General features: G+C 65.1%; 21 protein-coding genes. 7 read left to right on the top strand and 14 right to left on the bottom strand.

What is annotated here, in order from left to right:
- Positions 1 to 433: 433 nt before the first annotated feature.
- Positions 434 to 832: a hypothetical protein gene (locus tag ACIBG0_RS25740; protein ID WP_397035535.1), complete on the bottom strand. Its 399-nt coding sequence runs from the start codon at positions 830 to 832 to the stop codon at positions 434 to 436.
- A 318-nt stretch (positions 833 to 1,150) separates the two neighbouring features.
- Here ACIBG0_RS25740 and ACIBG0_RS25735 point away from each other — a divergent pair, with 318 nt between their 5' ends.
- Both ACIBG0_RS25735 and ACIBG0_RS25730 read left to right on the top strand, forming a co-directional pair.
- Positions 1,151 to 1,594 (top strand): pyridoxamine 5'-phosphate oxidase, encoded by a 444-nt coding sequence (locus ACIBG0_RS25735; RefSeq protein WP_397035534.1) that lies wholly within the window; start codon positions 1,151 to 1,153, stop codon positions 1,592 to 1,594.
- 826 nt (positions 1,595 to 2,420) lie between these two features.
- Entirely contained in the window at positions 2,421 to 5,339 is a 2,919-nt protein-coding gene (locus ACIBG0_RS25730) for a hypothetical protein (RefSeq protein WP_397035533.1), read from the top strand.
- A 62-nt stretch (positions 5,340 to 5,401) separates the two neighbouring features.
- On the opposite strand, the gene ACIBG0_RS25725 is transcribed toward ACIBG0_RS25730, so the two are convergent.
- Complete coding sequence (locus ACIBG0_RS25725; protein ID WP_397035532.1) at positions 5,402 to 6,184, bottom strand: HAD family hydrolase; 783 nt, start codon at positions 6,182 to 6,184, stop codon at positions 5,402 to 5,404.
- A 67-nt stretch (positions 6,185 to 6,251) separates the two neighbouring features.
- Here ACIBG0_RS25725 and ACIBG0_RS25720 point away from each other — a divergent pair, with 67 nt between their 5' ends.
- The 3 genes from ACIBG0_RS25720 (at position 6,252) to ACIBG0_RS25710 (ending at position 7,662) form a co-directional block, all read left to right on the top strand.
- A complete protein-coding gene (locus tag ACIBG0_RS25720; RefSeq protein WP_397035531.1) occupies positions 6,252 to 6,548 on the top strand; it encodes a hypothetical protein in 297 nt (98 codons plus the stop codon).
- 157 nt (positions 6,549 to 6,705) lie between these two features.
- Positions 6,706 to 7,158, top strand: a complete 453-nt coding sequence (locus tag ACIBG0_RS25715; protein ID WP_397035530.1) for a CBS domain-containing protein — start codon at positions 6,706 to 6,708, stop codon at positions 7,156 to 7,158.
- 117 nt (positions 7,159 to 7,275) lie between these two features.
- Positions 7,276 to 7,662 (top strand): universal stress protein, encoded by a 387-nt coding sequence (locus tag ACIBG0_RS25710; protein ID WP_397035529.1) that lies wholly within the window; start codon positions 7,276 to 7,278, stop codon positions 7,660 to 7,662.
- 51 nt (positions 7,663 to 7,713) lie between these two features.
- Here the strand turns inward: ACIBG0_RS25710 and ACIBG0_RS25705 are convergent, their stop codons facing one another.
- The gene (locus ACIBG0_RS25705) at positions 7,714 to 8,610 is read right to left on the bottom strand and encodes a universal stress protein (RefSeq protein ID WP_397035528.1); all 897 of its coding nucleotides are present in this window, start codon (positions 8,608 to 8,610) and stop codon (positions 7,714 to 7,716) included.
- 395 nt (positions 8,611 to 9,005) lie between these two features.
- Between ACIBG0_RS25705 and ACIBG0_RS25700 the strand changes: the two genes are divergently transcribed.
- The gene (locus tag ACIBG0_RS25700) at positions 9,006 to 9,512 is read left to right on the top strand and encodes a DUF2267 domain-containing protein (RefSeq protein WP_397035527.1); all 507 of its coding nucleotides are present in this window, start codon (positions 9,006 to 9,008) and stop codon (positions 9,510 to 9,512) included.
- Positions 9,513 to 9,964: 452 nt separating this feature from the next.
- On the opposite strand, the gene ACIBG0_RS25695 is transcribed toward ACIBG0_RS25700, so the two are convergent.
- Positions 9,965 to 10,939, bottom strand: a complete 975-nt coding sequence (locus ACIBG0_RS25695) for an Acg family FMN-binding oxidoreductase (protein WP_397035854.1) — start codon at positions 10,937 to 10,939, stop codon at positions 9,965 to 9,967.
- A gap of 240 nt (positions 10,940 to 11,179) precedes the next feature.
- On the opposite strand from ACIBG0_RS25695, the gene ACIBG0_RS25690 reads away from it, so the two are divergent.
- Entirely contained in the window at positions 11,180 to 11,620 is a 441-nt protein-coding gene (locus tag ACIBG0_RS25690; protein WP_397035526.1) for a hypothetical protein, read from the top strand.
- Positions 11,621 to 11,864: 244 nt separating this feature from the next.
- Here ACIBG0_RS25690 and ACIBG0_RS25685 read toward each other — a convergent pair whose 3' ends face one another.
- The 10 genes from ACIBG0_RS25685 to ACIBG0_RS25640 form a co-directional block, all read right to left on the bottom strand.
- Complete coding sequence (locus ACIBG0_RS25685; protein WP_397035525.1) at positions 11,865 to 12,020, bottom strand: DUF6131 family protein; 156 nt, start codon at positions 12,018 to 12,020, stop codon at positions 11,865 to 11,867.
- A 477-nt stretch (positions 12,021 to 12,497) separates the two neighbouring features.
- Positions 12,498 to 12,959 carry an SRPBCC family protein gene (locus ACIBG0_RS25680; RefSeq protein ID WP_397035524.1) on the bottom strand — a complete coding sequence of 154 codons (462 nt, stop codon included), beginning with the start codon at positions 12,957 to 12,959 and terminating at the stop codon, positions 12,498 to 12,500.
- A gap of 77 nt (positions 12,960 to 13,036) precedes the next feature.
- Positions 13,037 to 13,210: a CsbD family protein gene (locus ACIBG0_RS25675; protein ID WP_397035523.1), complete on the bottom strand. Its 174-nt coding sequence runs from the start codon at positions 13,208 to 13,210 to the stop codon at positions 13,037 to 13,039.
- Positions 13,211 to 13,334: 124 nt separating this feature from the next.
- Complete coding sequence (locus ACIBG0_RS25670) at positions 13,335 to 13,835, bottom strand: hemerythrin domain-containing protein (protein ID WP_397035522.1); 501 nt, start codon at positions 13,833 to 13,835, stop codon at positions 13,335 to 13,337.
- Between the two features lie 177 nt (positions 13,836 to 14,012).
- Positions 14,013 to 15,203 (bottom strand): glycosyltransferase, encoded by a 1,191-nt coding sequence (locus ACIBG0_RS25665; protein WP_397035521.1) that lies wholly within the window; start codon positions 15,201 to 15,203, stop codon positions 14,013 to 14,015.
- On the bottom strand, positions 15,200 to 17,095 hold the full coding sequence (locus ACIBG0_RS25660) for a class I SAM-dependent methyltransferase (RefSeq protein WP_397035520.1): 1,896 nt from the start codon (positions 17,093 to 17,095) through the stop codon (positions 15,200 to 15,202). Before ACIBG0_RS25660 ends, ACIBG0_RS25665 begins: the two co-directional genes overlap by 4 nt.
- Positions 17,092 to 18,183 (bottom strand): hypothetical protein, encoded by a 1,092-nt coding sequence (locus ACIBG0_RS25655; RefSeq protein ID WP_397035519.1) that lies wholly within the window; start codon positions 18,181 to 18,183, stop codon positions 17,092 to 17,094. The genes ACIBG0_RS25660 and ACIBG0_RS25655 overlap by 4 nt, the downstream gene beginning before the upstream one ends.
- On the bottom strand, positions 18,180 to 19,346 hold the full coding sequence (locus ACIBG0_RS25650; protein WP_397035518.1) for a glycosyltransferase: 1,167 nt from the start codon (positions 19,344 to 19,346) through the stop codon (positions 18,180 to 18,182). Before ACIBG0_RS25650 ends, ACIBG0_RS25655 begins: the two co-directional genes overlap by 4 nt.
- Entirely contained in the window at positions 19,343 to 20,182 is an 840-nt protein-coding gene (locus ACIBG0_RS25645; RefSeq protein WP_397035517.1) for an alpha/beta fold hydrolase, read from the bottom strand. The genes ACIBG0_RS25650 and ACIBG0_RS25645 overlap by 4 nt, the downstream gene beginning before the upstream one ends.
- Positions 20,175 to 20,912: an alpha/beta fold hydrolase gene (locus tag ACIBG0_RS25640; RefSeq protein WP_397035516.1), complete on the bottom strand. Its 738-nt coding sequence runs from the start codon at positions 20,910 to 20,912 to the stop codon at positions 20,175 to 20,177. The genes ACIBG0_RS25645 and ACIBG0_RS25640 overlap by 8 nt, the downstream gene beginning before the upstream one ends.

The raw sequence follows: 20,912 nt of genomic DNA, 5'->3' as shown, positions 1-20,912 counted from the left end.
GCTGGAAGATCCGGCAGCCTAGCGCGGCGAATACGCATCGACCCCATAGACCAAGTGCTGAGCCGTGTTTCGTGTGGCTCCGGACGGATGTTATCGAACGACCACGATACGGACCATCCGGAACTACTACGCGCGTAGAGGTTTCCGAAAACCCGCGCGGGAGCATATCGAACGTTGGCGGAATGCCATGGCGGCGAGTCGAATCGACGAACCGAGCCGTTGGATCGGCGAAGACCACACCGCAGCTGTACCCGATGTTCGAAACCAGCCCCGACAGCCTGGCACGCATGGGTCCGGATACGACGGCAGCGCGCCGGTGCCGCTGGGCAACGCCCGTGCGAGCCCGCCGGGCTCATGTCCAAAACTACAGTGATATTCGCTTGCGAAGTATGTGTGCGGCGCTGAAAAGGGTTACTCGGTTATTGCGCTGCCATCAATCAGAGCCCGGCACTTGGGTGCCCAGCGCGGTTGTGGGGACACCGTAGGGCAGAAACCGCACGCGACGGCGTTCGTCGGTATTGTCGCGATGCGCACGCAAGGCCTCGAGCTCACTCGGAAAAACCTGCTCGACCCTGGCCTCGCCGGCGTCATCGATGCTGTAGATCGCCCACACTCCGCTGCCGGTCTCGCCGGTGGTCTCGCCCTCCGGTTGCGGTGGCCGCTGTCGCTGCGGCGGACCGAACTGACCCAGCAGCGACGCCAGCGTACTCACGGTTGTGCGATCGATGTACTCGCTGGCCCTTCCGAGGAGGTCACGGAATTCGATCCCCGCCTCGCGCAGCGCGCGTTCGAATTCTTCCGGATCGATCCCGAAAGGCCTGTCGGATGCCATGATATTGCTCCTAGTTGAATTCGGCGCTACGCCTTCAGTGTCCTCGCGTAATTCCGACTTCGCCACGTCCGGCAATATGATCTCTGCGCGCCGCGGCGAATTCGTCCCACTGGATCGGCTGTGTCGGGGCGCGTGTCGGCCTTCAAAACCCCGACAGTGACGATGTCGGGTGTCGACGACGCTCTTCGAAATCCGACCGGTGCCGCCCCCTGGGGCCATGGCTTTCGCGCACTGGGATAGGCCTGGGGACGTAATGAGATTGCACGGACTCGGCATCGGAAGGTCCGCATCGTCGCCCGCGGTCCGTAGACTTCGGCCGTGACCGATATCGCGGACTTTGCTCGGCTGATCGCCGGCGATCATGGCCTTTGTGTCGTCTCGACCTCGCGGGCCGATGGCACTGTTCAGTCCTCGCTCGTCAACGCGGGTGTGTTGGCGCACCCGCAGACCGGCGAGCCCGTGGTGGGCATGGTAGTCCGCGGTGGTACGCGCAAATTGGACAATCTCCGTGTTCGGGCACGAATGACCGTTGTCGTTCGTGTCGGATGGGCGTGGGCGGCCGTTGAGGGACCGGTGTGGATCGCGGGTCCCGACGACCCCGTGCCCGACATCGATGCCGAACGGCTGCGGCAGTTGCTACGGGAGGTTTTCACCGCGGCGGGTGGCACGCACGACGACTGGGACGAATATGACCGGGTCATGGCTGCCGAGCGCCGCGCAGTCGTTCTCGTCGTCCCGGATCGTATCTACGGAAACGGCTGAGGCGGCGAAAGTGCAGGCGGCGATCCGCTGCCGCCTGGAGCCCAGGGCGACGATGTTGATCTGGCAGTCGGTGCCGAGCCAGGCGACGTAGGTGATCCCCTTGTTGGGTCGCGATGGCGGGTGGCCCATTGGCTGATATCGGCACACCCTCGGCAGGGTGGATCACCAGATGGTCGACGCCATTGTCGATCAAAAGTGAGTTCCCCCAATACATTCCCGGAGCTCGCACCACGTATTGAGACCGTAGGTTCCGCGGCATGCGAAGTCAGGATTTCGTGTCGGCCAGCGGACCGCATTGATGAATAGAACGGTTAGCATCGACTCTCCGTCACGTCGGTGCGCTCAGTAGGCTCGGTCTCGCTTTCGATGATCCCGACCTCGGATTGATCAGTTGCTCAACGGGATTTCGCGAGTAGGTCGAACTCGGCGAGGCTGATGATCGTCGCTCGAGCACCTTGATCCGTTGACGTGGCCTTCAACAGGGCCGCTACGGCTAGGACTGCGCTACTGCGGCTTGGAGAGCTGACTCGATGAGGTGCGGCCGGTTCGCCCCGACCGAGTTTTCCCTGACATAGCAACATGCCAGCATCATCGGCTTACCGGAGTCGTGCGTACGCAGTCGCGTGACGGGGTGCAACCGCTCGAAACAAGCCAACTCGACGTTACCGGCGTTTCGGGTTACAGATCGGTGTCCAATGCGCACTTCTGTTGAATTGCATACCAGCACCGCCGGATTCGGAACCGGCAACCGCGATCCCGTGCGACGCTGTAGGCCCCCGCGGCTCGAACCGGGGAACTATCGCAGTGTTCGAAAGGGCAGACAATTATGACAACGACCGACGACCGGGCGCAGACCATCGACGGCGCGGCCGCCGCCGAGGAAGAGACGACAGCTACCGACGGCGAGGGGGCCGTGACTGAGCCGGAGACGGCCACTGCGGCCGAGGTCGACGCGCCCGCCGCAGCGGGCGAAGCCGTGCTCGCTCGGGGTGAAGTTGCGGTTGAGGGCGAAGCGGCGGCTGCCGTAGGTAAAGCGGTGGTTGCTGAAGACGAAGCGGTGGTTGCAGAAGATGAAGCAGCCCAGGAAATTACGGCATCGGTGGCTGAACACGATGTGGCGGCCGAGTGGGACCCAGCAGCTGCGACTGAGGGTACCGAAGCGGCCTGGAGCGAATCAGCATCTGCTCCGAGTGAAGCGGCCGTAGCCGAGAGTAAGTCCGTCACCGATGCTGAGGCGGAACCCGTAGCTGAGGCGCCCGACGTCCGTGAATCCCCCATCGCCGAGAGCGATCCGGTTGCCGAGGCTGAGATGATCACCGAAACTGCGGCAGTCGAGGGTACGGCAGTCGCCCAAGATGAGCCCACGACCGAAGATACAGTGCCGCAAGTGGACTCGAGAGTAGAGACCGAAATTGAGGTAGCCGACGCGGCCGAGGAAACGCAGGCGAGTGGCGCCGAAGACGAAGCCACCGCCGAGGCTCAGCCTGATGCTGATGCTGATGCTGAAGTTGCGGTGCCGGTCGCGGAAGCTGCGGCTGTTGCCGCCGAGATCGAAGCAGATACCGCAGCCGTAGATGATGTGCCGAAAGTGGAGGGCGTAGTCGAGGCCGAAGCTGAGGTTGCCGACGCGGCCGAGGAAACGGAGGCGAGTGGCGCCGAAGATGAAGCCACCGCCGAGGCTCACCCTGACGCTGAGGCTGAAGTTGGAGTTGGAGCGCCGGTCGCGGAAGCTGCCGCTGTTGCCGCCGAGATCGAAGCAGATACCGCAGCCGAAGACGAACTGCCGCAAGTGGACCCGAGAGTAGAGGTTGCCGACGCGGCCGAGGAAACGGAGGCGAGTGGCGCCGAAGACGAAGCCATCGCCGAGGCTCATCCTGACACTGAGGCCGAAGTTGCGGTGCCGGTCGCGGAAGCCGACGCTGTTGCCGCCGAGACCGAAGCCGAAACGGCAGCCGAAGACGAACTGCCGCAAGTGGAGGGCGTAGTCGAGGCCGAAGCTGAGGTTGCCGACGCGGCCGAGGAAACGGAGGCGAACGGCGCCGAAGATGAGGCCACCGCCGAGGCTCATCCTGACGCTGAGGCTGAAGTTGCGGTGCCGGTCGCGGAAGCCGACGCTGTTGCCGCCCAGAGCAAAGCCGAAACAGCAGCCGAGAACGAACTGCCACAAGTCGCGGCCGAGGGAGACGAGATCGCGGACGCGGCTGAGGATACGGAGAAGGTGAACACCGAAGACGAGGGCGTTGCCGCGAGTGGAGCTGGCATGGCCCGACCTGACGCGGAAGCTGAAGGATCGGCCGAAGGTGCGGAGTCGGTGGCGCAGACGGCTGCCGTTGCTGTGAATGAGGGCGAAGCGGTCGCCGAAGGTGAAGTGCTGGAAGCCGAACCGGTAGTCGAGGCCGAAGCCGCAGTCGAGATCACCGAAGACACCGACACCGGCGAAAGGGGGCCGACGGTGGCCGAGGAGATGGGCAACGCCTCGGGTGAGGTAGCGGTAGCTGAAGACGGCGTGGACGTCAGGACCGAAACGCCGGCCGAGGTGGACGTCGCCGCAGAGGACGGTGGTCATGCGGTGATCGCCGAGGCTGAAGCGGAAGCCGAGCAGGTTTCTGCGTTGGAGGTGGCCGCTGACAGCGCGGCACCCGCATACGGCGAGGAGGTGGCCGAGGCTGAAGCAGTTGTGGGCGAAGCGGCCGACGAAGGACATCCGGCCACTGTCCCCGAGGCGGAAGCGTCCGGAGTGACAGAGCCGGCGGCCGAGGCAACTGCGGCGGAGTCACCCGTTACAGACGCAGGGGTCTTCGAGGCGGTCGAACAGGGACAGGCCGAGGACGAGCCGCCAGCGGTGACCGAAGTGGAAGCGGAATCTGCGGCAGTGGTTGTGGAAGCAGCCGAGGAATACGCGGCAGCTGACACTGAGGAGGATGTGGAGACCGAAGCCTCCGCCAAGGTAGCGGCTGCTGAAATCGAGGCGCAAACTGACGACGAGACGCTGGCCGAGGTGGGTGATATCGAGGTAGCTGTAGAGGGCGTCGTCCAGTCCCTCGAGGCGGAAGCGGCCGCTGAAGTACAGGCGGTGGCCGAGGAAATGGCAGCGGTTTCGGAGGCAGCAGAGCCGCAGGCCCAGGCCGAGGTTGTGGTGGCGGAAGCTGAGGAGGTCGCCGAGGACCCGACTGTGGCCGAGGTGGGTGATATCGAGGTCGCTGTAGAGGACGTCGTCCAGTCCCTCGAGGCGGAAGCGGCCGCTGAAATACATGCGGTGGCCGAGGAAATGGCAGCGGTTTCGGAGGCAGCAGAGCCGCAGGCCCAGGCAGAGGTCGCGGAACCCGAGGAAGTAGCCGAGAGCGAAACCACTAGTGAGGTCGAGCAAGACGGTGACGAGGGCACGCCCACCGAGAGGGAGGTAGCCGAAGTTGCGGCAGCGACCGACGGCGGGACAGGCGTCGAGCCCGAAGAGGAAATGGGCATGGTGGCGGTCGGAGCAGAGGACCTGGTGACCTATTCGAGTTCAGTCGTCCTGGCCACCGAGAAACCGGCGTCCGGCGGTACGGGTGCAGCGGCGAGAATCACCGACCATGCAGCGATCATCAGCGATCAGGCGAGGATCATCGCGAAACTTCGACGGCGGGTGATGGTGCTCGAAACCATGGTCAAAGCGCAGCAAGCCCAAGCCGACTCGCTGGTCGGACTCGCCGCGACCTATCGGAACGAATTGACCAGTCTCGCAGCTGATCTCATGGATCTCTGACCGGCCACTACGAAAACACCGGGAAGTGCCCGCACGCTCGAAAGCCCACGGCGCTTCCCGGCCTATCGAGATGATGAGGCGCAGTTATTGGCTGTCGTTGCGGTAGATGCGGGGTCGTCGCCGAGATAGATCGGCAGCTCCGGGCCCGGCAGATGATTCAGGATCCAGTCCAGTGCCCTGCCCTTGTCCCAGTCCACCTCCGGGCGCAACTCGGTGACCTTTCGGCCGTTCGTTACTCGCAGCCCGCCCTGCTGTGCGACCGCGTGCACCGCACCGATTGCCAGGGTCGCCGGGTCGGGTTTGCCGGTCATTTCCAGCTCTTCGGCGACCGTCCCGTCGACGCGCACCGCGAACAGATCGTCGACACCGGCGGCCTCGAGCAGTTGGGCACAGTGGCAGCTGGCTGAGAAGATCGCCGTACCGAACCCCGCGTCACGCAACTCACGCACCAGCGCGACCGTGGACTCGAAAACCGGGACTCCGTCGCGGACCAGCCGGTCCCAGAACAGATGATCCTTACGATTGCCGAGACCGCAAATGGCGGCGTCGTGCTCCAGATCGGACGGGTCACCCCAAGGCAGCGAAATTCCCCGCGACGCAAGGAAATCCGCCACACCGCTGTAGCGCGGTTTACCGTCCACGAAACACTGGTAATCCGCCTCGGTGAACGGTGATCGATGCTGGCCCGGCTCGGCGGGGTGTTCGGCGAGAAATGCGTCGAACAGTTCGGTCCACGCGGCGGCATGCATCGACGCGCTGTCGGTGACCACCCCGTCCATATCGAAGATCACCGCGTCGTGTCGGCGTACATCTATCACCGGTGCGGGCTCTCCGCTTGCTCTCACCTATTCAGACTCGGGCGATCCGTCCCTGTGATCAAGGGCCAGAAGTCCCGGTGTGGTCGCGGCGGCAATGACGTCCACATCGAACTCCGCAGCTCTACCCGCACGCAGCGGGTATGGGCATCGTGTCGAGCAGGCGTTGGCGGGCCAACCGCTCACAGAATTCGGGCAATGCGCCGGGTGGAGTGCCCGCCAGATCGCCGGCGCACCGCCGGACCGTCGAAGCTACCCGGATTCGGGAGAACTGGCCGTCGAATTCCAGGTGCAGTCGCTCGACCGTCTGTTCGAACGGCCTCCGGTCGATCGTCCGGATCGGTTGTCGCTGTATCGCTGGGGTGGTCACGAGCCCAGCATGCCGCTCGCGTGAATCGTGTGGCAGAGCCGAAAGACCCTCCTCGTCGGTACCCACCAGGACCAGTATCGAGGAGTCGTCGCCGCGGTGACTTTCGGCCCTCGCTGACCAGCATGGAAACCGTCGATGATGGGAGTGACCAGTGCACGACTCATTCGACAAGGAGCCAGCCATGACCACCGCACAGGCCATCATGCAGCCCGATGTCGCGAGCATTACGGTCCGCGACACCATGGAGACCGCGGCGCAGCGGATGCGTCAGCTCGATGTCGGTGCGTTGCCGATCTGCGATGGTGAGGGACATCCCGTCGGCATCGTCACCGATCGCGATATCGTCGTCAAATGCATTGCCGCCGGCGTGAATCCGCGCACTACCACAGCGGGTGAAATGGCCCAGGGCGACGAACTGCTCACCGTCGACGCCGACACCGATATCGATGCCGCGCTGACACTGATGGAGCGACACCAGATCCGACGACTTCCGGTGACCGAGGCGGGCAAGCTTGTCGGCATCATCACCGAGGCCGACCTGTCCCGGAGGCTGCCCGAGAGCACCGTCGGCGAATTCGTGGAAGCCGTATGCGCACAGCACCTTCCGGCAGCCAGCACCCAGAGATCGCAATAACGTCACCAGTCACACCGAAATCGCCAGGATCGATCGCTATCGGCGCTCGGCGCTCCGGTCTGCGATGGCGCTGCGCTCCCTGACGGTCGGGTGGCGCGATGGTTCGCGGTGGTGGCGGTGGGCATCGACGGAACCGAACTCAGCATTCCGGCCATTTCCCACGCCTTCGAAATCGCCGCCGCGCTCGAGGTGCAGCTCACCGCCGTGCACTGCTGGCCTTCACGCATCGAACCGGTTGGCCACTGTCTCGACCACAATGAGCAGCAGCGCGCGCTGCTGGCCGAGTCACTGGCTGGCTGGCGCACGGAATATCCGGATGTCGAGGTCATCGAGGTGCCGATCCCGGGCCTGGCGCGCGCGGTGTTGAGCGAGATGGCGCGTGACGCGCAGTTGCTGGTCGTCGGCAGCCACGGCCACCCCGCCGCCTCCGCGCTGCTGTTCGGATCGACCAGCCGAGACCTACTCCACCACACCACATGCCCGGTACTCGTCTGCCGGAGCTGAACCGAGGAGACAGACACCGCTGGTCCACAGATCCAGCGCACTCGGGCTGCGTCATTCAACCCGCACGACTGTGATCGGGCACTGCACCGAATGCAGTAATGCGGTACTGGTCGAACCGAGTTGCATGCCCGCGAAGCCGCCGCGGCCATGGCTGCCGACCACTACCAGTTGGGCATTCGCGGACTCTTCGAGAAGAGAGCGAACGGGTTTGTCGCACACCAGGACTCGGCGGACCGAGACATCCGGGTAGCGTTCGGCCCAGCCCGCGAGGCCTTCGGCGAACAGCGCGTTTTCCGATTCCGGAATGTTCGTCCGGCCCGTCTCCGCCACGAATCCGCTCGCGTCACTCCAAGCGTGCAGGGCGATGAGACTCACCCTGCGCCGCGATGCCTCCTCGAAGGCCAATTCGATGGCGGCCACGCTGTTTTCGGTGCCGTCGACGCCCACCAGCACCGGTTTGCACGCCGAGATCGCATCGGTCTCCGAGTTGGTGTGCACCACGGTGACCGGGCAGTGTGCGTGTCGGGTGATTGCGGCGCTGACCGAACCCAGCAGCACGCGACGCACGGCGCCGAGGCCGCGGCCACCGACGACCAGCATGCTGGCCTGCTTCGATCGGGTCAGCAGGGCCGGGATGATCGGCTCGTCGATCGATTCGGTCGTGATCGCCAGTGCCGCATCCGGCGCCGCGCCGCGCGCGACCCGAATGGCCTGGTCGAGTACTTGTTCGGCGTCATCGCGGAGCTGGTCGATATCGGTTTGGGTCACCGTCGCCGACGGTCCGAAGCCGAACGGAATCGCGAACGATGTCACGATTTCCAGGCGGCGCCGGCGCACTGCGGCGTCGACCGCCGCCCAAGCCACCGCTTGCAGGGATATGGCCGAACCGTCGACCGCGACCACAATCGGCGCGTTGAGCGGCGCATGCGTAGGGGCTTGGCTCGGCATCGGTGTCCTCCTGCTTGGTTGAACTGTTCGATAGTCACGCTCGCAGCGTCGGTTATCTGGCGAAAGGGCCTAAAGACCTGCTCAGCGCGCCGATCGGTCCTCGCCCACCCTGTTGTGCCGTGAGAATGTCGCACCGGCGGCGGGCGTCGAAGTCCGTTTCGTCGCTGATCACGGTGGCGTCGCATGGCAGCTGCGGACCCGGGCCCGGTGCGAAACGTCCGTCACGGAAGGGACTTCCGACTTTCCCAGCTGACGTCGACACGCTGCCGCGGTAAGGCGGCCCCCGATCCGAATGCGGGACCATCGGCTCATCCGAGGCACCGTTCGGCCCTAGGCCAGTGGCCGCGCACGTCGCAGGCTGGGGCCTACACCACCGGCAAGCACTCAGGAGGCCAATGATGCCGCACCACGCCGATCCCCTAGCGCCCGCCGTGCAGACCGCGCACGATTGGCTGCGTGCTGTGGCCGACAGTCTCGATACCGACGAACCGGCATTCGCCTACCGCGCGCTGCGCGCCTGGCTGCATACCGTGCGCGACCGCATCAATGTCGGCAGCTCGGCACATTTGACCGCGCAACTCCCCGAGATTCTGCGTGGGGCTTACTACGAGGGCTGGGTGCCCGGCCACGTGCCGGTCCGGCATGGTGTCAGCGAATTCATCAGGCAGTTCGCCCGCGAGGCCGGTATCGATGAGGACGAGGTCGGCGCCGTCGCGGGCGCGGTCACGGCGGCGCTGTCGGAGCTGTTCTCCCCCGGGCAGCTGAATCGGATCTTCGCTGTACTGCCGATGCAGCTATACGACGTACTGTGCGGTGCGCGACCGGTGGTCGACGAATCGCTGATCGAATGGCAACCGATCGCCGAGCCCGATCCGGTCGCCAGCCTCGATAACCGTCCTTGACCGTCCATGCGCCATTGGTCCCACCCTGCGGGCACCACGCCTCTGCCTGGCGAGCACCATACGGCGCGACGGTGTCGGTATGGAAGCGAATACAACCCACATCGCGGTCCACTACACGACCGCACAGGGATCGACCGCGATATCGCCGAATTCGTCGATGACGCGCTCGCCGCGCGCGGCGCCTCGATCGAGCTGAGCGATATCGAGCATGCGCCGGAACCGGGATGGTCGAAAGTCCCTCGGCAAGCGTCGGTTCGGCACTGTCCTAGGACATAAGCCCGGTCGTAGCTTCGAAATCGAAGCAGTGTCCACGGCAGAGGAGTCCGAGATTGGAACGAGCGCGGGCCTGGGCGGATCGCCTCGCCCGCACCACACTCGACCGTATCGCGCACCGGTCCTGAGAGCTGCGACGTCGTATCAGGTCGCGCTCACCGAATCGACGTAATCGACCCCTAGCAAGCTGTTGCCTCGCTGGCCTCGATGGGATCGAGCACTTCCTCGACCTCCCGGCGCGGCGTCATGGGCAGCGGATCGGAACTCGGCGCCCAACCGACCCTTATCAGGGCCTGCGGATAGCCTTCCAAGCCTGCGGCGCGAACCCGGGGGCGCAGCGCCGGGATTTCGAGCGGTTCGGTCAGTACGCAGGTGGCCAGGCCGACGTTCGTCGCGGTCAGCAGGATCGCGCTCAACGCCTCGCCCGCGCATAGTCGCGACTGTCGGTCATCGCCCGAGGTGCCGAGTACGAGCAGTTCGGCGAAGTCGGGTTCGGGCACCTCGCCGGTCTGCGGACCAGCCGGAAATTCATCATCGGCCCGAACTCGCGTAGTGCCTCCTGCGGGCACAGCATCCGGTGTTCCGTGCCTGCCGCTCCACTCAGCCAGTTCCCATCGGTACTTCTCCAGGTCCTCGGCCCGACGCTGGACCGCGTCACGCAGCGGATCGACCAATAGCTCACGCGGCGTGCCGCTCACCTGCCGCACGACCGCACCCAATCTCGCGGCGCGCTCGCTGGCCAGTCCCAGATAGCCCAGCGGCACCGGCCATGAGCTGAAATGCCGATAATCGGTCCTTCTGCGGGTGATCGCGGCACTCAGCGCGATATCTTGGGAATTCGGCCGATTCCGCACCAGTTCGATCGTCGCCAGGTGGTTCGGTTCGGCCGGGTTCGGCAGGCGGTGCACCAGCGCCGACCACCCGAGCGCGGCGAAGGCCACCCGCAGATGATGCAGTGCCGCACCGCAACTCAACAACATGTTGCGTTGACCGCGGTCGGTCGACGACAGCGCCCGGGCTGGGTCCAGGTACAGATGCACGCAGTGATCGGCGATTCGCCATCGCCACGGTTGGGTGTTGTGTACCGACGGCGCCCGCACCGCGAGCGCAAGCGCTGCCTTCACCGTGTGATCATCGGGCAGTCCGTGGTCCATTCTCGTCATCCCTTCCTTCATCCCATTTCACGCTGCCACCGATGCATCGCTGCCGGTTAGAGCAGGACGGCCCCTCCTTGCGGGACTTCGGACGCCGCATGCAGGGACGGTACGGAAGCCCCGTGGAGGTCATCGGACCGTGAGGTCGGGTCCCGGGCTGGCCTGGATCCGCAGACCATGCGCGCAATGAGTTGAACCACACGCTTCCCATAATAGTACGCACGTGCGTACTGTAGGCACATGCGTACTATTGAGATACCCGAGCAGCCGTTCGCGGACGGCATCGTGCTCATGCCGTGGAAACCCGGTCCGCGCCAGGATGTTTCCGGGAGTGTGTTCGTCAGCGTGACCGACTTTCTGGCTCGGTCCGAGGAGGAAGTCCGCAGCATCTATGAGATCGGGCTCGAGCTGGGGAACACCTGGCCGGTCATGCAGGGCGCGGTGGGCCTGTGGCTGTGGGGCCGGCCCGCCGCGCTGCGCGGGGGATCCATCACGGTGTGGGAATCGGAAGAGGATATGCGCCGATTCGTGCGATGGCCGGTGCATACCAAGGTCGTGCGCGCCTGGCGCGGCAGAGTGGGTATCGGCACCGACTCGTGGCAGGCCGACCATTTCGAGCCACGACAGGTACTCGAACGCGCGCGGAACACACTCGAACGTCCACATCGCGACGCCACATAATCTTGTCCGCATGAGCCAGGCCGCAACGGAAAATCGTTGCGGCCCAGCCGATCCTGAGCACAACCTTCGGGAATGCCCGTCTCAGGGGATCGATGCCCGCCGTAAACGCGGCATCGACGACTCGATCGGCGGTCCCATGATCGAGAAGTGCCTCATGAGCGCTAGCGGCTGCGCCGCCGACGCCGAGCGCGCTCAGCCGATAGCGGTCGCAGCGACCCGATCGGAGCGCAAACGCGCGCCGGGGTCAGTAGTAATGGCGTCGGCCGCCGACGGCGCGACCCGTCGACCCCAACAGCAACAACACGAGCCCGATGACAAGAACCACGATCCCGATGGTCCAGAGGATCGGGAAGTTGAATATGAAACCAAGCACAAGAAGGATGATTCCGAGAACGATCATGGCCAGCTACCTCGTTTCGCTGCTGTGTTCGAAGGGCTCAGAAACCCTCCGGTGCTGTATCGGTCATGCGCGCAATGCCAGCACGCGTCACTACGCACACCCAGCCACGGCCACGGGAAGCACACAGCCACGACGATCGACCTGTGTGCTGCATATTAAGTAGACGCCTCAGGACCGAGGATGTACACCCATTTATCGAAGTTGCAGCGCGATCGTATGTTTGCTGACAGTACGCTCAACAATGGCTAGCGGCGCGTTCGCGGGAGTTGAGTGCTCGCCGCCCATGGCTTGTCACTTCGCATCCCAGGACCGAGCGCGGCGTAGCGATGGTTCGGAGACTGGTTGAGTATTCGCGGTTCAGCGCAGCGGGCCGAGCAGGGCTCTTCGACGGTGGCCGTTACCCAGCCCTGCTCGGCCCGGACCCGCTCGCGCTCTTGCTGCTGGAAGGCCTAGAGCGCGAGCGTCAGGTAATCCGAGTTATGCGTCAGGGCGTGGAATATCACCACGCCAGGCGCCTGTTTCGTGCTGCTGGCCTTCGATGAACTTCTTGAAGCGCTGCATGTCGCCATTGACGCGATGCTTCAGCAGGCCGAGCTTGTCGGCGGCGTTCTCCACGAACCCCTCCGGATCGATATCCATCTGCGCGGCGATCCGCGTGTGGGTGTCGTCCAGCCGATGAAAAGTGATCACGCCCGCGTGATCGGGACCACTATCGGACTTCCACGCGACACGTTCGTCGGGATGCTGCTCGGTGATGGTCGCGTCGAATTCCCGGGTCGAGGGTCCGACGTGGATACGCCAATGGGTGTGCTTGTCGTCGAGTTGGTCTACCGCCTCCACACCCTGCATGAACTGCGGGAAGGTCTCGAACTGTGTCCACTGGTTGTAGGCGGTGCGAACCGGTACTTCGACATCGACGGTCGCGGCCACAGTGCTCATATCAGCTTCCTTTCCAGGCTCGTCCCGATGCCGACGCCTATGCGTCCGGCCGAGATGAACATGCACGCATGGACAAGTCAGTCGCGAAAGGCGTCCTTGACCTTCTCGCCCGCATCCTTGAGGTTGGACTTGGTCTGCTCGGTCTTGCCTTCCTGCTTCTTGTCCCGGTCGTCGGTTGCCTGACCGAACTTCTCCTTGGCCTTGCCGGAGAGTTCCTCGGCCTTATTCCTTGCCTTATCTACAGTGCCCATGATTACGGCCCCTTTGTTCGGAGGTGCCCGGCCTGCTGGTTCCAGCCGGTCTTCTGGCGATAACCCGCATTCGGACAGCCAAACGCTGCTGAGGAGACTTGCCGGGGCCGAGGGCTGGCTGTTCTCAGGAAATCACGGCGTCGATGGTCTTCTTCAGCGCCGAGGGTTGGGCGGGCGAGGTGGGCGCCTTCTTCTTCAGTTCGATCATGCGGGCGCCGATTTCCTGCAGTTGCTTGCGGCCCAGCTCCTCACGGACCTTGGGGAACCATTCGTTTTCCTCTTCGTCGATGTGGTGATCCACGCTTTCGATCAGCACGGTGGTCTTAGCGGTGAAGCGCTCGTCCTCCGGCTTCATTGTCGCCAACTCCCCCACCAGCAGATCGGCGACATGGTGTTCCTCGTAGGACTCGAGGATGTCGTCCTCCAGGTCGGGAGCCAGCTTGCGGACCTCGGGATACATGCACTCGTTCTCGATGTAGGTGTGCACGGTCAGCGCCTCGATGATCTTGTCGACCACCCGGCCCTTGGTGGCGTACGCGTCCTGCCCGGCCTTCTCGAACTCACGGAAGAGTTTGCGGATTGCCTTGTGGTCGTCGCGCAGCAGCACGATCGCGTCGGTACTCATGGTTACTCCTCGGGATATGGACGGTTTCGCCCGTTATTCCCGCTGGCACGCCAGCAAAACCGCTGCCATCGGATAGCTTCGATCGGCATGATCGCGAATCGCGGTGAGGCTTCGAGCAGTCGCGGTGCTCAGCCGCCGAGCAAACTCGACCGCGCTCGCCGTATTCGGCGAGCGCGGTCAAATCCTTGCCAATTTCTCCAGGTGGTCGGCCGCGGCGACCGCGCCGCCCGCCGCGGCAAAGGACTCTTGCACTGCGCGCGCGGCCACCCGGTAGGACGGGTCTTCGATGACGGCCGAGATCGCTTCCCGCAACTCGGTCGGGCGGACGCGGCCGAATTTCACCCGGATGCCGGCACCGGCGCCGACGACCTGACCCGCGACGACCGGATTGTCATCGCGGATCGGAGCCACCACCAGCGGCACTCCGTGTGCCAGGGCCTCACACGTCGTGGTGTGGCCGGCATGACAGACCACAGCGTCCAGGTGTGGCAGGAGTTTCAAATAGGGCACGAACTCCCGCACTAGCACGTGCTCGGCGGGCAGGTCGATCCACGAAGGCGGGGCGACGACGACCGCTTGGAGCCGGTCGCCGAGTCCCTCGACAGCCGTGATCGCCTTTGTCAGAAACGACTGGCCGATGTCGCCGCTGACGGTTCCCAAGGTGATCAGGATGTGCTGACGCTCTGGATCGAGCCAGTCGAAGGGGAACTCCCCGTCTCGCGCGGCGACCGCTGGTCCAACAAACCGGTAGTGGGTAGGAAACCGGTCCAGCGGACCCACCAGCGCTTGGGTCGTGAATGCGAGCACCAGATCGTCTGAGAAGCGCAAGTCGAGCAGTTGATCCTCGGTCAGCCCCCAACAGCGCGCAAAGCCATCGAGGTGCTGCCCGACCCAGTCCTGCAGTTTGGGTCCGAGCGGCTCGACCAACTCCGCCGACATAATTGCCAAAGTGGCCCATGGTAATTCGCGCCGACGGGCGACCAGCGCCCCGGCCACGGTGTGCTGGTCGACGGCGAGCACGTCGGGGTTGAAGTCACTGACGGCGGCTTCGATACCGGGCACCATCGAGTTGGCCAGCGGGATCAGGAAATCCTCCCATAGGAAGCGAAACGCCTCAGGCCCCCGCCTCCCCCGTCTGCGTGCCTCGATCGAACGCCCCCACTCGTGCGACCCGACCGGCTCGGCGGAACCGTCGGCGGGATAACCGACCTCGATCAGCTGACTGCCCGCTGGCAGCATCGGCCTGATCCGTTCGCAGTGCCCAACCCAGGCGACGTCATGACCGCGCGCGGCCAGTTCCTGCCCGACCGCTCCGGTCGGGTGGACATGAGCGGCCAGCGGCGGGACGACGAACAGGAACCGGCTCATGCGACACCGGTCCCGCACTCTTTGCGGGCCAGGACCCGGTACGCGTTGCCGCCGCCGGTATGGCGGACGACCTGGTGGCACACCGAGTCGGTGATCCAAGCGACGAGGACCACCGGCAACGCGGCGGCGAGCAGCGCCAATTGAGCCGCTCGGAACATCGGTGAGTTGCGCAGCCGGGTCTGCGGCAGCCACGGCAGCTTCGGGTCGTAGGTAATGGCGTTCACGGCGAGGACCAGTCCCCACGTCAGGTCGCTACCCCGCTGGTTCGCCTCGCCGCGGTGGACCGCCACCGTCGTGAAGCCGCGGTCCGTCAGTGCGCGGATCAAGTTGTCCGGCCGGATCATATGCTGATGCTGTGGCTGAAGCCAGGGCATCCACCACCGTCCGAGGAGCCGCCCGAAACTCGACTCGGGGTTCGGCAGCTCGATCAGCAGATGACCGCCGGGGGTGAGAGCCGCAGCGGCCGCATCGAGCTCGATAAACGGCTCGCGGGTGTGCTCGAGATAGTGGAACATGCTGACCACGTCGTACCGGCCGGCCATCTCGTCGGCGAACCCGGGAAACATTCCCCGGTAGCCCCGGCGGATCCAGCGGCGGCGCTCGGCCTCCTCGATGACGTCGGCACGGTCCAGCCCGTCGAAGACCGTCTGCGGCCAGACCTCGCGGGCGGCAGTGCAGAAATGGCCATGACCGGTTCCCACGTCGAGCCAAGATTTTGGTGTGGTGAACGGCAGCGGCATTCGCGCTCGATCCAGATAAGTGCCCTTGGTGAGCGAAAACCCCTGTTCGGTGACCGGACCGCCGAGACCGTCGTAGAAGTCGCGGTAATAGAACTCGAGACCGGCCAGCGACAGCCGAGGATTTTGGAAGACGTGCCGGCAGCTGCGGCATTCCTCCAGAGTGAACCTGCCCGGCTTGTGCTGGAGCAGGTCGGGCGTGACCAGGCGAACCGACAAGTCCGCCGCGCCACACCACGGACAGGTTTCCCGGCGCGGCTCGAAGAATCGCTGCGTTCCGGCGGCCAGCTCGGTTTCGTAGGCGGGCCGGCGTTCTTCGATCTGTTCCAGGAGCTCGGACCGCGCGGCCGCGCCCTGTCCTCGCACGGCCCCCGCCCACACCTTCGGCCTACGCCACGTCCTGCCGATCACGCCTCGGACCGAGACGTCAGCTGTGATCGAACCGGACCCTGCCGAAGTCAACAACGGCTGCAGTCCGAATGCCAACACGGCAAGGGCACCACAGACCGGATTGGCCATGGCACACCCGAAAACGAGGGCAGCGAAGGTCAAAGGTGGTCCCGCGAAGGTGGTCAGCAACTCGGCAGGGGACGCTGGCTGATCCGTTACGGCCCGGATCCACGCACGCTGCACATTGCTGTGATCGGGCAGGGCGGGCAGACCAGGCACAAGGGCAGCGTCGGTGGAGGTTCCTGCGTACTGCTTGAGTCGCAGTGCGATTCCGGCGAGTTCCGTTGGCTCGAGCATCTCGAACTGGCCGATACCGGCTCGCTCCAGCACATCCGCGTCGGCGAGTATCGCGTGCGATGCGCTGCGCGCGGGGGCGAACGGATCGGAACGGAACGTAGCCGGGTTATACCTGCGCAGCAATTCCAATATCGTCTCCGCTGGCAGACCATCCGGGATGAGGTCGAGAACCTGCAACCCGCGCCGAGCGGCGTGCGCGCTTGCGGCGCGCCGGGTCGCGTCGTCCAACCGCACTCCAGCAGCGGTAAGAAATCGGTGGGCGGTCCCGACCGGTTCCGTCGATGGCTCGACGACCGGCAGGCGGCGCAGGCGCATGCGGATGCGGATCCCATTTCCCACAATCCCTGCCGCGGTCACCAGCGGCAGCAGGCCGAACGACTTACTTCGGTTCGATGCCAATGAGATCATGATCGGCTCTCCGTCTTCGTAGTCGGTCCGGCGATGCGTCCGGCGCGGCGGACGGCAGCCGAGGTCATGAATCGTGGTATACGCCAACCACTTTCACCGAATGCCCGAACGATCGAGGATCGGACGGCGGCGACTTGGGCGGTGGGCACCAACACGATCGCCGGTCGGCCCATTCGGTCTGTTATTGCCCGAGCGCCCAGCGCTCCCGCCGCGACCGCGGTTGTCACCGCGAGGTTCTGCTCGGCGCTGGTCCGTCCGGCATCGTGTGCTCGGCTGTGAGCCGAGGTGAGAAGCGGACCCAGGCCTTCGATGTCACCGCGGCGCAGACTCGCCATCCCCGCCTGCACCAGATCGCGCTCGTCTACATCCAGGGCGTCGGTACGGAGCATCTCGGCAGTGCCCTGACGTACCCGAGTATCTATGATCAACAAGCGCAAGCCCGCCGACTCGAGGTCCAGCGGCAGGTATTGGTTCGTCGTGTCCCGGCTGTCGCGAGTAAGTGCCACACCGCCGTCCAGGAGCAGGGAAGCGGCTGCCACACCGGGCCCCTGGACGGGAACGCGGAAGGCGCTGAGTGCGCGGCCGACGAGTTCGACGCTCTCGGCGGACCGGATGTCGAGCCCGTACAGGTCGCGGAAGGCGAGGACGGTCGCACACGCTATGGCCACCGAGACCGCCGGTCCTGAGTCGCGCGGAATATCGGTCATGACGGTGACGGTCGCGCCGCCGAACCTGTGCCCGGCTTCGCGCATGGCCCACAGGACCGCCAGCGGCTCGACGACCCAGTCTCGAGTCGCCGCACCGACGCCATATGCGTCCGGAGCGAGGTCGGCGAGGTTCGACTTGTACTTCTCACCGAGGCGATTGATCGATCGCAGCATGATGGTGTCGTCTTTGCGGGGTTCGACAGCCGCGATCGCCCCCCACCGAACTGCCATCGCCAGCGCGGCATCGTCGTCGCCGAGTAGCGTGATCGCACCGGGGGCATGCCAGTATCCAGCGGGGTGCTTGCCGTGAAGCTTCTTGTAGAAGTGGCCGACCACGCGGAGGTCGAGGGCCGCGTCCAGCTGCGAGACAAGATCAGTCATGTCATTTTCTCCAGATGGTCCGCGGCCGTAACGGTGCCGCCGGCCGCCGCGAAGGATGCCTGCACCCGGCGGGCAGCATGGCGGTAAGAGGGTTCGTCGAGAACGGCGAGTACCGCTTCACGCAGCTCTGCGGATCGCACGCGATTGAACTTCACTCGGATTCCCGCACCGGCGTCGGCGACCTGCTGGGCGACGATCGGTTGGTCGTCCCGGATCGGTGCCACCACCAGCGGCAACCCATAAGAGAGCGCCTCACAGGTTGTGTTGTGGCCGCCGTGGCACACGACTGCGTCGATGCGGGATAGCAGCGATAATTGCGGAACGGACTCCCGGACGAGAACATGTGGCGGGGTGGGACCGATCGACGCGGGCGAGGCCACCACGATCAGTTGCAACCGCTCGCCCTCCTGGGCTACCGCGTCCAGCAGCGTACGAAAGAAGCGGCCGCCCACGTCGGTGTTCAGCGTTCCGAGCGAAACGAGCACCCTTCGCCGCTCCGGATCCAGCCACGACCAGGGGAACGGAGTTGTTTGCGGCCGGGCGGTGAGCACCGGGCCAGGGAACACGTAGTGCGCGGGAACACCGTCGAGCGGGCCGATCAGCGCCGCGGTCGAATAAATGAGCACCAGCTGGTCGGACCAGCGTAGATCGACCGGATCGGCGATGCCGTGGGCTCGCTGGAAGCCAGCCATGCACTCGGTCACCCAGTCCTCGACTTTAGGCATGGCGGCAAGCGGCCGAACCAGTTCCGAGGATGTGACGGCCGAGGTCGCCCATGGCACTCCCGATCGGCGTGCGGCTACCGCACCTCCGAGCGCCTGCTGGTCGGACACGATCACGTCCGGGGCGAACGCATCGATTGCCGCCGTAACCGCGGGGAGCATCGCGTGCCCGAGCGGGACCAGAAACTCCTCCCAGAAGAACTTCAGTTCTTCCGACCCCTTCAGGCGCAACCATTGATCCCCGAAGGAATGCAGCCGATCGGCGGAAAAGTCGTTGGCGACTGAAAATATTCGGGTGTTCCCGGGCAGCAGAGTTCGGAGAGCTTCGGTGTGGCCGACCCACGCCACCTCATGATCCCGCCGGGCCAGCTCCCCTCCCACGGATACCGTGGGGTTGATGTGCCCGGTGAGTGGCGGTACGACAAAGAGGAAGCGACTCAACGGATTTCACCGCCTCCGAGGGTGGCAGTGCGCGCGATCGATCCGTGCCGGCTGAGCCACGACACCACAACCTCACAGAGCACGTCGGTCGACTCGCGCAGCACCGTGTGGGCCATTCCCGGGAGGATCTCCAAGGTGCAGTCCGGCACGTGGCGGGTCAGATCACCGGCCGCGGAAACCATGTCGGACCGTTCGCCGAACACCGCGAGCACCGGGCAGCGGATCTCGGCCAAACGCGTCGGGTCGACCGTTGGGCTGGCGGCCAGGTCTTCGATGAGTGTGGTCTCGCTCAGCAGTCCCGACATGCCGCGCACTTGCCTGGCTATTTTGCGCCAGCCAACAGCCGCGCACTGCTCGTCGAGCCGGTCGTACTCGTATAACAGGGCCGCCGCGCTGAGGGTGTTGAGCATGCTCTCCAACCACGCCTCGACCGCCGCGCCCGCGCAGCAGGAGTCGATGAAGACCACGCTCGCAACCCGATCCGGGCGCTCGAGCGCGGCGAGCCCGGCCAATATGCCGCCATAGCTGTTGCCGACCAGGTGTACCGGTTGGCGTTGGTCCAAGGCGTCGAGAATCGCGAACAGGTCCCCCACGGCGTCGGCTAGGCGATAACCGGTCCGCGGTCGTTGCGACCGGCCCTGACCACGTTGGTCGTAGAGGATCACCTCGGCGCCGGCCTTCGACACCGGACCCGCGAGCGTGTAGTAGAAGCTGGACAGGTCGTCGACGGCAAGGCCGTGCAGGAACACCACCGTCGGGGAATTCGCCGAACTCGGGCCCTTCGGTGCCAACCGTTGGACGTGGAACCGAAGGCGATTGGCGACGATCTCAGTCATCGGTAACCCCCAGGAAGCTACTCACGATGTCGGCGAGCGGACGCCGGGATTCGACGTGTAGATCGTGACCGCCCGGCAGGACGCGGCAGGTCATCGCAGACTGGTCACGGGCCATACCCTCGGCTGCGGCGCGATACCTGGACTGTGATCCCACGGCGATCAAGGTCGGAATCCGAGCCAATTCCCGTAGGTCGGTGGCGGTGAGCGCAGGTTCCGCCTCGAGTTCGGCCAGCAAAGTCGTCTGCTCGACCAAGCCGAGAGCCAGTGCAGCCCGGCGGTTCTCGCAGGATTCGGCCGCAGCCGTTCGTGCCTGTTCGAGCGCCTGCGAGCTTTCGTCGGGCGTCCACCACGGCCGAGCCCGTTCCGCTAATGGCGGATCGACCATGACGATTCGGGTGACTCGATCGCGATGAGTGAGTGCGAAACGCGACGCGACGATCGCGCCGAAGCTGTGCCCGACGACCGCGAACGGCTCCAGATCCGCGGTCAACGCGTCCAGATCTGAGGCCATGTGCGTCGAGCCGTAACCCGACGGCGTTCGCTCGCTGAGCCCGTGGCCGCGCCAGTCGATGAGTCGGATCCGGCACCGTGCCGCGAGCAGCGGTGCCACCGTCAGGTACCAGGAGGCCACGCTGCCGGTGAACAATCCGTGCAGCATCACGACCAACGGGCCCGACGTCCCCAGCTCCACCGTGTGGAAACGCGCCCCGCGTGCGGTTACGAATGCCAT

Origin of the sequence: Nocardia sp. NPDC050630 (assembly GCF_044457245.1) — a bacterium.
In the GTDB taxonomy this organism is placed as follows: domain Bacteria; phylum Actinomycetota; class Actinomycetes; order Mycobacteriales; family Mycobacteriaceae; genus Nocardia.
The sequence above is the reverse complement of the archived record's forward strand: the minus strand, read 5'-3'. Positions and strand labels throughout refer to the sequence as shown.

Excerpts from the sequence above, each read along its gene's own strand:
- ACIBG0_RS25675 (WP_397035523.1), bottom strand. The coding sequence starts at position 13,210 with ATGGGCACTGTAGATAAGGCAAGGAATAAGGCCGAGGAACTCTCCGGC.
- ACIBG0_RS25640 (WP_397035516.1), bottom strand. The coding sequence starts at position 20,912 with ATGGCATTCGTAACCGCACGCGGGGCGCGTTTCCACACGGTGGAGCTG.
- ACIBG0_RS25685 (WP_397035525.1), bottom strand. The coding sequence starts at position 12,020 with ATGATCGTTCTCGGAATCATCCTTCTTGTGCTTGGTTTCATATTCAAC.
- ACIBG0_RS25700 (WP_397035527.1), top strand. The coding sequence starts at position 9,006 with ATGATGCCGCACCACGCCGATCCCCTAGCGCCCGCCGTGCAGACCGCG.
- ACIBG0_RS25705 (WP_397035528.1), bottom strand. The coding sequence starts at position 8,610 with ATGCCGAGCCAAGCCCCTACGCATGCGCCGCTCAACGCGCCGATTGTG.
- ACIBG0_RS25715 (WP_397035530.1), top strand. The coding sequence starts at position 6,706 with ATGACCACCGCACAGGCCATCATGCAGCCCGATGTCGCGAGCATTACG.
- ACIBG0_RS25740 (WP_397035535.1), bottom strand. The coding sequence starts at position 832 with ATGGCATCCGACAGGCCTTTCGGGATCGATCCGGAAGAATTCGAACGC.
- ACIBG0_RS25730 (WP_397035533.1), top strand. The coding sequence starts at position 2,421 with ATGACAACGACCGACGACCGGGCGCAGACCATCGACGGCGCGGCCGCC.
- ACIBG0_RS25645 (WP_397035517.1), bottom strand. The coding sequence starts at position 20,182 with ATGACTGAGATCGTCGCCAATCGCCTTCGGTTCCACGTCCAACGGTTG.
- ACIBG0_RS25690 (WP_397035526.1), top strand. The coding sequence starts at position 11,180 with ATGCGTACTATTGAGATACCCGAGCAGCCGTTCGCGGACGGCATCGTG.
- ACIBG0_RS25665 (WP_397035521.1), bottom strand. The coding sequence starts at position 15,203 with ATGAGCCGGTTCCTGTTCGTCGTCCCGCCGCTGGCCGCTCATGTCCAC.
- ACIBG0_RS25680 (WP_397035524.1), bottom strand. The coding sequence starts at position 12,959 with ATGAGCACTGTGGCCGCGACCGTCGATGTCGAAGTACCGGTTCGCACC.
- ACIBG0_RS25720 (WP_397035531.1), top strand. The coding sequence starts at position 6,252 with ATGACGTCCACATCGAACTCCGCAGCTCTACCCGCACGCAGCGGGTAT.
- ACIBG0_RS25670 (WP_397035522.1), bottom strand. The coding sequence starts at position 13,835 with ATGAGTACCGACGCGATCGTGCTGCTGCGCGACGACCACAAGGCAATC.
- ACIBG0_RS25660 (WP_397035520.1), bottom strand. The coding sequence starts at position 17,095 with ATGATCTCATTGGCATCGAACCGAAGTAAGTCGTTCGGCCTGCTGCCG.
- ACIBG0_RS25695 (WP_397035854.1), bottom strand. The coding sequence starts at position 10,939 with ATGGACCACGGACTGCCCGATGATCACACGGTGAAGGCAGCGCTTGCG.
- ACIBG0_RS25655 (WP_397035519.1), bottom strand. The coding sequence starts at position 18,183 with ATGACTGATCTTGTCTCGCAGCTGGACGCGGCCCTCGACCTCCGCGTG.